The organism is Mycobacterium sp. ACS4054 (assembly GCF_001667275.1).
Classification (GTDB): Bacteria; Actinomycetota; Actinomycetes; order Mycobacteriales; family Mycobacteriaceae; genus Mycobacterium.
Genome location: NZ_LZHV01000062.1, coordinates 25,953 through 33,583, shown reverse-complemented (window position 1 = coordinate 33,583; position 7,631 = coordinate 25,953). Strand labels below are relative to the sequence as shown.

Below are 7,631 nucleotides of genomic sequence, written 5' to 3'. Positions count from 1 at the left end.
TGACCCCCCCCCCCCCCCCCCCCCCCCCCCCCCCCCCCCCCCCCCCCCCCCCCCCCCCCCCCCCGCCCCGCCCCCCCGCGCCCGCCCCCCCCCCCCCCCCCCCCCCCCCCGCCTCCTCCGGGACCGGCGATCCGCACGTTGCCGACGGAGTCCTACACGCCGTGGCTCACCCGGCTGGTGGCGTTCATCATCGACATCCTCCCGTACGCCGTCGTGCACGGCATCGGGACCGGGATCCTGGTCGCCACCCAGCAGACGTCGTGCGTCACCGATGTCACGCAGTACGCCGTCAACCAGTACTGCGCCACGCAGAACTCGACCATCGGCTTGGCCGTGCAGTGGTTGGCGTCGCTGGTGGGGCTGGCCTATCTCATCTGGAACTACGGCTACCGCCAGGGCACCACCGGCTCGAGCGTCGGCAAGTCGGTGATGAAGTTCAAGGTGGTCAGCGAGGTCACCGGCCGGCCCATCGGGTTCGGGATGTCCGTCGTGCGGTCGCTGGCCCACTTCGTCGACGCGATCATCTGCTTCATCGGTTTCCTTTTCCCGCTGTGGGATTCGAAGCGGCAGACACTGGCCGACAAGATCATGACGACGGTCTGCCTGCCCCTCGACGGGACCGAGGAGCACGCGAGCTAGTCGTGCGGGCGCGGTCGGACCGTCGGCCGTCGCTAGGCTGATCGTCGATGAGCGCCGACCGCACCGGACACTTCACCGGACTCGCCACCAAAGCGATTCACGCCGGCTACCGGCCGGACCCGGCGACCGGGGCGGTCAACGCCCCGATCTACGCCAGTAGCACGTTCGCCCAGGACGGTGTGGGTGCGCTGCGCGGCGGGTTCGAGTACGCGCGCACCGGTAATCCGACGCGCGCCGCGCTGGAGGCCTCGCTGGCCGCGGTCGAGGAGGGCCGCTACGGTCGGGCGTTCGGTTCCGGCATGGCCGCCACCGACTGCGCGCTGCGGGCGATGTTGCGGCCCGGCGACCACGTGATCATCCCCAACGACGCCTACGGCGGCACCTTCCGGCTGATCGACAAGGTGTTCACGAAGTGGAACGTCCGGTACACCCCGGTGGCGCTGTCCGACGTGGACGCGGTCCGCGCGGCGCTCACGCCGCAGACGCGGCTGATCTGGGTGGAAACCCCGACCAACCCGCTGCTGTCCATCGCCGACATCGCGGCGCTGGCCGAAGTCGGCGCGCAGTCGTCGTCAAAGGTCTTGGTGGACAACACCTTTGCCTCGCCCGCGTTGCAGCAGCCGTTGACGCTGGGCGCGGACGTGGTGCTGCATTCGACCACCAAGTACATCGGGGGCCACTCCGACGTGGTGGGCGGCGCGTTGATCACCGACGACCCGGAGCTGGACGAGGCTTTCGCGTTCCTGCAGAACGGCGCCGGCGCGGTGCCCGGACCGTTCGACGCCTACCTGACCATGCGCGGCCTCAAGACGCTGGTGCTGCGGATGCAGCGGCACAGCGAAAACGCTTCGGCGGTGGCCGATTTCCTCGCCGGGCATCCCGCGGTGAGCGCCGTGCTGTATCCCGGCCTGCCCGGTCACCCCGGGCACGACGGCGCCGCCCGGCAGATGCGCGGGTTCGGCGGCATGGTGTCGGTGCGGATGCGGGGCGGCCCGGAGGCCGCCCGGGAACTGTGCGCCCGCACCGAGGTGTTCATCCTGGCCGAATCGCTGGGCGGCGTGGAGTCGCTGATCGAGCACCCCAGCGCGATGACGCACGCCTCGACGGCGGGCTCCCAGTTGGAGGTGCCCGACGACCTGGTGCGGCTGTCGGTCGGCATCGAAGACGTCGCCGACCTGCTGGCCGACCTCGAGCAGGCGCTCGCTTAGTACGGCCACGAGCCCGCCACCGCGCCGAGCGTGAAGCTGCGGCGGGATTTCGCGCAGATTTTCGCCGTGGCTTCACGCTCGGTGTCGGTGCTATGCGCGCAATCGAGCCGCCCTGAGGCTGCTCGCGGTGGATCAGGAGTGGTAGGGCTCCGCGCTGACCAGCGTGACCTCGACGGTGTTGCCGTTCGGCACGACGTAGCTGCGGGTCTCGCCCACCTTGGCGTCGATCAGGGCGCCGCCCAGCGGGGAGTTGGGCGAGTACACCTCGAGCTTGCCGTCGTTGACGCCCTCCTGGCGGGTGGCGATCAGGAACGTCTCGCTGTCCGACTTGTCGCCGTTGTAGTAGACCTTCACCACCGAACCCGGCAGGGCGACGCCGGACTGCTTGGGCGCCTCGCCGACCTTGGCGTTGTTGAGCAGGTCCTGCAGCTGGCGGATGCGGGCCTCCTGCTGGCCCTGCTCCTCGCGGGCGGCGTGGTAGCCGCCGTTCTCGCGCAGGTCCCCTTCTTCCCGGCGGTCGTTGATCTCCGCGGCGATGACCGGACGATTCGCGATCAACTGATCGAGCTCCGCCTTCAGCCGGTCATGTGACTCCTGGGTCAGCCACGTCACCGAAGTGTCCGTCATCTCGTCGTGCTCCTCATGTTCTCGTTCCGCGTATTCGCGTAAGCCTGTTGACCCCGCCGCCGGAGGTATCCGGGTTCTCTCCCCGAGTGCTGCCGATCCGTTGTGCTCACGGCCTTAATGCAGCAATACACGGTCCCATCAGGAACCGTGCATTCACCCATGTTACCACCGCGCAAACAATTGATAACCCCAAATTCGCAGTTCGGCTGTTGTTACGGGCCGGCGCCCGGCCGCAGATAAGCCGGCACGTCGGTGCCGCACCCGTAGATGTCCGCCATCACCGGCGGTTTGCTGGACTTCACCGTGGTGGTCAGCTGCACCGTCGCCGCGTCGGACGGCGGAACCAGCACCTCCCGCCTGCCCGACTCGCCCCCGTCCTTGGCCCGCACCCGCACGATGCAGTCCACCGGCCGCGACGGATCTGATCGCGTCACGCTGATCGTTACTGAGGCCGTTTGGTCGTCGATCACCCGATAGCTGGCCAGCGTGCCCGTCACGGGACTGGTGCCCAGCCGGTGGTAGCCGACGATCGCGATCACCAGGCCGGCCGCGACCACCAGCACGCCCAGGCCGACGATCACCCAACGCCGGGGCACCCGCGAGCGCCCGTATCGGGCCTCCGGACGCGAGGGCGAAGTTTCGGTCATGTCTGGGTATGCCTGAATGGTCGGCTGCCCGGCACCGGCCGGCAGCATGCAACGATCTGAAGAACTGGAATTATAGGTTCGTAACCGGCGACCAGTGGACCGACAAGGGGGCACGTGAGCGAACTGCGGTTGATGGCGGTGCACGCCCACCCCGACGACGAGTCCAGCAAGGGCGCGGCCACCCTGGCCCGCTACGCCGACGAGGGTCACCGGGTGCTGGTGGTGACGCTGACGGGCGGGGAGCGCGGCGACATCCTCAACCCGGCGATGGACCTGCCCGAGGTGCACGGGCACATCGCCGAGATCCGCCGCGACGAGATGGCCAAGGCCGCCGAGATCCTGGGCGTCGAGCACACCTGGCTCGGCTTCGTCGACTCCGGCCTGCCCAAAGGGGATCCGCCGCCCCCGCTGCCCGAGGGGTGCTTCGCGCTGGTGCCGCTGGAAGAATCGGTCGAGGCGCTGGTGCGGGTGGTCCGGGAATTCCGCCCGCACGTGATCACCACCTACGACGAGAACGGCGGCTACCCGCACCCGGACCACATTCGCTGCCACCAGGTTTCGGTCGGCGCCTTCGAGGCGGCCGGAGACTATCGGCGGTTTCCGGACGCGGGCGAGCCCTGGACGGTGTCCAAGCTCTACTACATCCACGGGTTCCTGCGGGCCCGCATGCAGTTGCTGCACGACGAGGCCGTCAAACACGGTCACGAACCCCCGTTCGCCAAGTGGCTCGAGCACTGGGACGCCGCGCACGACCCGTTCGAGTCGCGGGTGACCACCCGGGTGGAGTGCTCGGCGTATTTCAGCCAGCGCGACGACGCGCTGCGGGCGCACACCACCCAGATCGACCCCGAGCACGACTTTTTCGCCGCGCCCATCGAATGGCAGCAGCGGCTGTGGCCGACGGAGGAATTCGAGCTGGCGCGCTCGCGGGTCCCGGTCAAGCTGCCCGAGGACGACCTGTTCGCCGGAATCGAGAGCGCCGGGTGAACCACCTGATCCTGTTGGCGGGTGCGCTGGCCGACGGCGCGCCGCAACACACCGGGCCGGACTTCGGCAAGGCCAGCCCGATCGGGCTGTTGATCGTCGTGGTGCTGTTGATCGCCACCCTGTTGCTGTTGCGCTCGATGAACAAGCAACTGAAGAAGGTGCCCGAGTCGTTCGACCCCAAGCACCCCGAGCCCGACCAGGCCGTCGACGAGGGCACCGACGCGGTCGACGAGGCCGGCGGGCAGCCCCCGGGCCCGGCGGGCGGATCGCAGCGGGCACCGGGACCCGGCGATGAGCCCGGCTGACCCTGCCGCGACGAACACCCTCGGGCTGGCCACCAGCCCGTATCTGCGTCAGCACGCCGACAACCCGGTGCACTGGCAGCAGTGGACCCCGCAGGCGCTGGCGGCCGCGGCCGAGCGCGACGTGCCGATCCTGCTCTCCATCGGCTACGCGGCCTGCCACTGGTGTCACGTCATGGCCCACGAGTCGTTCTCCGACGACGAGGTGGCCGCGGCCATGAACGCCGGATTCGTCTGCATCAAGGTGGACCGGGAGGAACGCCCGGACCTCGACGCCGTCTACATGAACGCCACCGTCGCGTTGACCGGGCACGGCGGCTGGCCGATGACGTGTTTCCTGACGCCGGACGGCAGGCCCTTCTTCTGCGGCACCTATTACCCGAAAGATGGCTTCCTTCAGCTTCTTTCGGCGGTGTCCGCCACCTGGGAGCAGCGCCGAGCGGAGGTGGAGGAGGCCTCGGATCACATCGCCGGCGAGCTTCGCGCAATGGCGGGCGGGCTGCCCTCCGGTGGGCCGGACGTCGCGCCGGAGCTGTGCGACCACGCCGTCGCGTCGGTGCTGGCCGACCAGGACGCGGTGCACGGCGGCTTCGGCGGCGCGCCCAAGTTTCCGCCGTCGGCGCTTCTCGAGGCGTTGCTGCGCAACCACGAGCGCACCGGGTCACCGGACGCGCTGCGGGCGGTCGCGCACACCGGCACCGCGATGGCCCGCGGCGGCATCTACGACCAGCTGGCCGGTGGCTTCGCCCGCTACAGCGTCGACAACGCTTGGGTGGTACCGCATTTCGAGAAGATGCTGTACGACAACGCGTTGCTGCTGCGCGCCTACGCGCACTGGGCCCGGCGGACCGGGGATCCGCTGGCGCGCCGGGTCGCCGCCCAGACCGCGCGCTTTCTGCTCGAGGATCTCGCCGACGGCGCCATGTTCACCTCGTCGCTGGACGCCGACGCCGACGGCCGGGAGGGGTCGACCTACGTCTGGACGCCGGAACAGCTGACGCAAGCGCTCGGTCCCGACGACGGACCCTGGGCGGCAACGGTTTTCGCGGTCTCCTCGACCGGCAGCTTCGAGCATGGCACCTCGGTGCTGCAGGCCCCCGCCGATCCCGACGATGCGCAGCGGCTGGAGCGCGTCCGCACCGCGCTACTGGCCGCCCGGCTCACCCGACCCCAGCCCGGACGCGACGAAAAGGTCGTCACGTCGTGGAACGGCCTCGCCATCACCGCGCTGGCCGAGGCCAGCGTGGCCTTGGACGATCCCGGGCTGGCCGACGCCGCGCAAGCCTGCGCGGCCGCCCTGCTGGGTTTGCACGTCGTCGACGGGCGGCTGCGGCGCGCCAGCCTCGGCGGGGTGGTCGGCGACAGCGCCGCGATCCTCGAGGACCACGCGATGCTGGCCACCGGCCTGCTCGCCCTCTACCAGCTGACCGCCGACGCGGCCTGGCTCAGCGCGGCGACCGGCCTGCTCGACACCGCGCTGCAGCGCTTCGCCGATCCGCAGCAGCCCGGCCGCTGGTTCGACACCGCTGACGACGCCGAGCGGTTGATGCTGCGCCCCGCCGACCCATTGGACGGGGCGACCCCGTCGGGTGCGTCGTCGATCACCGAGGCGCTGCTGACCGCGGCGCATCTCGTCGACGGTGAGCGCGCGGACCGGTATTTGCGGGCGGCGGCCGACGCGTTGGACGCGCATTCGGTGCTGCTGGAGCGCGCGCCGCGCTCGGCGGGGCACTGGCTGGCGGTGGCGGAAGCCGCGGTTCGCGGGCCGCTGCAGATCGCCGTCGCCGGCGATCCGGCGCGGTCGGCGCTGCTGGCGCACGCGCGCCGGTTGGCGCCCGGCGGGTCGATCGTGGTGGGCGGCGAGAAGGACTCGTCGGCGCTGCTGGCCGGCCGCGACCGGGTGTCCGGCGCGGACGCCGCCTACGTCTGCCGCGGCCGGGTGTGCGACCTGCCGGTCACCGCGGCCGAAGACCTCGCGCGGGCGCTGGCCGCGCCACGGTAGCGTGACGTCTCATGCCGAGCGCCGAGCACATCACCGACACGGTCAACCGCTACATCGAACTGGTGGCCAAGGGCGCCGCCGACGAAATCGTCGAGCTGTATGCCGATGACGCCACCGTCGAGGACCCGGTCGGGGGCGAGGTGCACATCGGCCGCAAGGCCATCCACGGCTTCTATTCCGGGGTCAACGACCTGCAGCGCGAGTGCGAACTGGTGACGCTGCGCGTCTCCGGCAACGAGGCCGCCTTCCATTTCCGCCTCACGATCGTCGCGGGGGAGCACCGGATGGTGATCGAGCCCATCGACGTGATGGCGTTCGGCGAGGACGGCAAGATCGCCCACATGAAGGCGTACTGGTCGGCCGCCGACGTCACCCAGCAGTAGCCGCCAGCCAGGCGCCGGTCCCCGTGTAGAAGACCGCGAACCACATGGCGATGTAGTGCAGGATCGCCGCGACGGCGGTGAAGGCATGGAAGATCTCGTGGTAGCCGAACGTGCTGGGCCACGGGTCGGGCCAGCGCAGCGCGTAGAAGATGCCGCCGACGCTGTAGAACACGCCGCCGGTGGCCAGCAGCACCATCGCGGCCACCCCCGCTTCGTGCAGGATCGTGGGGCAGAACCACACGGCCACCCACCCGAGCAGGATGTACAGGGGCACACCCAGCCAGCGCGGCGACGTCGGCCAGCACACCTTGAGCAGGATGCCCGCCGCCGCGCCGCCCCAGACGATGCACTCGACGAGCATCCCCGTCTGCTGCGGCATGGCCAGGCGGGCGAACGGCGTGTAGCTGCCGGCGATGAACACGAAGATCATCGAATGGTCGAGCCGCTTCATCCGGGCCCGTGTCACGTCGGATTTCCAGTGCACCCGGTGATAGGTGGCGCTGACGGCGAACATCGCGAACGTGGAGGCGGCGTAGACCAGCGTCGAGTGCCCGGCGCGCGGCGAAGAAACCGCCCACGACACCGAGACCAGCGTCGCGCCCGTGATCACGGCCAACCACGCCGAGTAGAAGTGGATCCAGCCGCGCATGCGGGGCTTGGTCAGGGCGTCGGCCGCGCTTTCGACAAGCTGTTCGACCGTATTGCCCGGCGTGATGGGCTCGGACTCGCGCTCCGGGCTGGTGGGTGTGCTTGTCTGGCTGCTCATATCTCCTGGGGCCTCGTCGGGCAGGTCGGGAAACTGCCAGTGGCTGGTTACCCGCCACAGTAATGGCCAA

8 protein-coding genes and 1 pseudogene are annotated in these 7,631 nt (G+C 70.1%); 6 read left to right on the top strand and 3 right to left on the bottom strand.

Translation table 11 applies throughout. From position 1 onward, the window contains the following. Window positions 1–6 precede the first annotated feature (6 nt). A pseudogene (locus A5730_RS20715) lies at window positions 7–639 on the top strand (RDD family protein); the annotation flags it as partial. Window positions 640–686: 47 nt separating this feature from the next. Continuing rightward, window positions 687–1,847 (top strand): cystathionine gamma-synthase, encoded by a 1,161-nt coding sequence (locus tag A5730_RS20710; protein ID WP_067904619.1) that lies wholly within the window; start codon window positions 687–689, stop codon window positions 1,845–1,847. Between the two features lie 132 nt (window positions 1,848–1,979). Here A5730_RS20710 and greA read toward each other — a convergent pair whose 3' ends face one another. Together greA and A5730_RS20700 are read right to left on the bottom strand one after the other, a co-directional pair. Continuing rightward, window positions 1,980–2,474, bottom strand: a complete 495-nt coding sequence (gene greA / locus A5730_RS20705) for a transcription elongation factor GreA (protein ID WP_065442111.1) — start codon at window positions 2,472–2,474, stop codon at window positions 1,980–1,982. Window positions 2,475–2,686: 212 nt separating this feature from the next. Beyond that, window positions 2,687–3,121, bottom strand: a complete 435-nt coding sequence (locus tag A5730_RS20700) for a DUF4307 domain-containing protein (RefSeq protein WP_067904631.1) — start codon at window positions 3,119–3,121, stop codon at window positions 2,687–2,689. Between the two features lie 114 nt (window positions 3,122–3,235). Between A5730_RS20700 and mca the strand changes: the two genes are divergently transcribed. Genes mca through A5730_RS20680 form a run of 4 tightly spaced genes read left to right on the top strand, consistent with a single transcriptional unit; the run spans window position 3,236 to window position 6,795 of the window. After that, on the top strand, window positions 3,236–4,108 hold the full coding sequence (gene mca / locus A5730_RS20695) for a mycothiol conjugate amidase Mca (protein WP_067904617.1): 873 nt from the start codon (window positions 3,236–3,238) through the stop codon (window positions 4,106–4,108). Further along, window positions 4,105–4,413: a hypothetical protein gene (locus A5730_RS20690; protein ID WP_067904615.1), complete on the top strand. Its 309-nt coding sequence runs from the start codon at window positions 4,105–4,107 to the stop codon at window positions 4,411–4,413. The genes mca and A5730_RS20690 overlap by 4 nt, the downstream gene beginning before the upstream one ends. Next, window positions 4,400–6,412 carry a thioredoxin domain-containing protein gene (locus A5730_RS20685; protein WP_067904613.1) on the top strand — a complete coding sequence of 671 codons (2,013 nt, stop codon included), beginning with the start codon at window positions 4,400–4,402 and terminating at the stop codon, window positions 6,410–6,412. Before A5730_RS20690 ends, A5730_RS20685 begins: the two co-directional genes overlap by 14 nt. Before the next feature lie 11 nt (window positions 6,413–6,423). Continuing rightward, window positions 6,424–6,795 (top strand): nuclear transport factor 2 family protein, encoded by a 372-nt coding sequence (locus tag A5730_RS20680; RefSeq protein WP_067904610.1) that lies wholly within the window; start codon window positions 6,424–6,426, stop codon window positions 6,793–6,795. Here A5730_RS20680 and A5730_RS20675 read toward each other — a convergent pair. Then, the gene (locus A5730_RS20675; RefSeq protein ID WP_067904607.1) at window positions 6,782–7,561 is read right to left on the bottom strand and encodes a hemolysin III family protein; all 780 of its coding nucleotides are present in this window, start codon (window positions 7,559–7,561) and stop codon (window positions 6,782–6,784) included. The two genes, A5730_RS20680 and A5730_RS20675, sit on opposite strands and share 14 nt — an antisense overlap. Window positions 7,562–7,631 lie beyond the last annotated feature (70 nt).